The sequence below is a fragment of the Bartonella sp. TT119HLJHH genome, from assembly GCF_042193385.1.
Classification (GTDB): domain Bacteria; phylum Pseudomonadota; class Alphaproteobacteria; order Rhizobiales; family Rhizobiaceae; genus Bartonella.
The window spans coordinates 1-1,414 of the sequence record NZ_JBHILS010000088.1 but is presented as its reverse complement, the minus strand read 5'-3'; the positions used below and the strand labels follow the sequence as shown (position 1 = coordinate 1,414).

The 1,414-nt window shown below is 45.3% G+C and carries 1 protein-coding gene and 1 pseudogene; both read left to right on the top strand.

Features of this window, described 5'->3' with window-relative positions:
• Positions 1–263, top strand: a pseudogene (locus ACFIJL_RS09400) (baseplate assembly protein); the annotation flags it as partial.
• Positions 263–1,396 carry a phage tail protein gene (locus ACFIJL_RS09395; protein ID WP_375624433.1) on the top strand — a complete coding sequence of 378 codons (1,134 nt, stop codon included), beginning with the start codon at positions 263–265 and terminating at the stop codon, positions 1,394–1,396. The pseudogene ACFIJL_RS09400 and the gene ACFIJL_RS09395, both read left to right, overlap by 1 nt.
• The last annotated feature ends 18 nt before the right edge of the window (positions 1,397–1,414 follow it).

The window sequence follows — 1,414 nt, the reverse complement described above, 5'->3', positions numbered from 1 at the left end:
TGGATTTAGAAGCAGATGTTTGGTTGTTACCAGAAACATCTTTGAAAATTCTCACAACAATGGAAACAAATTTAAGAACAGCATGGCAACAAGAACAAGCCATTGGTCGTGAATTAAGTTTGTCGTGGTGGATTTCAAAACTAATGATTTCTGGTGTCCAAAAAGTGATCGCCATTGCACCAACACAAGACAGTAAGGTTTGTGATGAAGAAGTTTTATCGATTGGAAAAATCACCTTAAACTTCAAAGGGTATACGCGCTAATGGTTGGTTCCCTACTTCCCACAAACGCAACGGAATTTGAAAAGCGCCTTGCCGATGCTTGCGATTTTCATCAAGATATTGATGGTTCTGTTTTGGGGATTTCACGCGCAAAACTGATCACACGCCCTCCCCGCTTTTTGCCGTGGTTGATTGAAGAATACGGGCTTGGTGAACTGACACCTTATGTTCCAAACCTCTATGATTTGATTGACCAAGGGCTTCAATGGCAGAGGATACGTGGCTCCCTTGCGGCAATAGAGATAGGGCTTGAATGGCTAGAGATTACAGCACGCTTTCAACCCGCCTGGACGGGGCGCGCATGGTGGAACTCCTTTCAACTTGATTTTGATCAGTTGCCTGAACGCAAAAGCCTTGAAGCTATTGAAGCGATTACAGATCTCTCCAAAAGTTTGCGCTCTGATTTTCGCCGTGGGACCTATGGTTATGATGTGCAAGCTGTTGAATGCAATATGTCACGGCTTGATGACAGCATGTTGGAGTATGAGAGCGGTGTTTGCTTAACAGCTGGGGGCACTTTGTTTTCCTTTGGGCGCACAACAGAGATCAATCACACGCTCTCAAGAGAAGAAGGCAGGCTTATTGGTAATTGGATAGATGATGGGGATGAAGAGTTAAGCTGGGAACAAATCGATTATCCATGGGACATGGCAAATTTTCCGTGGTGTTCGGTCAAAAAACATGAACGCGATATACTCATGGCAGAGTGGTTTAGCAACCGCACGCTTTATCTCGTGTTAAGAGACAGCCAAAATAGCGTGATTGGGTATCGCAGATGCTATGCTGTAGCGCCTGTCGAACAAGCTTTGGATGGTGTGTATAGCCATTGTGGTAACAGATTCCAGCCCTCCTCGATGGGCACGGCGCTTTTTCTGGCAGCCCGCACAGATTTTCACGATGTTGACGGGAAACAAGCAGCTTTTGTTTCCATTCTCGTTCACGGCATTCCCAAACAAGATGTCCCCCTTGATATCCCCCCTCTTGATATCCCCTTTGGCAAGCTTTGGTGTGACGCCAATGAACTAAATGGCGGTATAGAGATACTCAAAACGCCTGTCACTATTCCTTTGCGTGCCGATGTTCGCGAACAATTCAAGATTTTATTGAGGTTTTAATATGAAGCATGAAAGTGG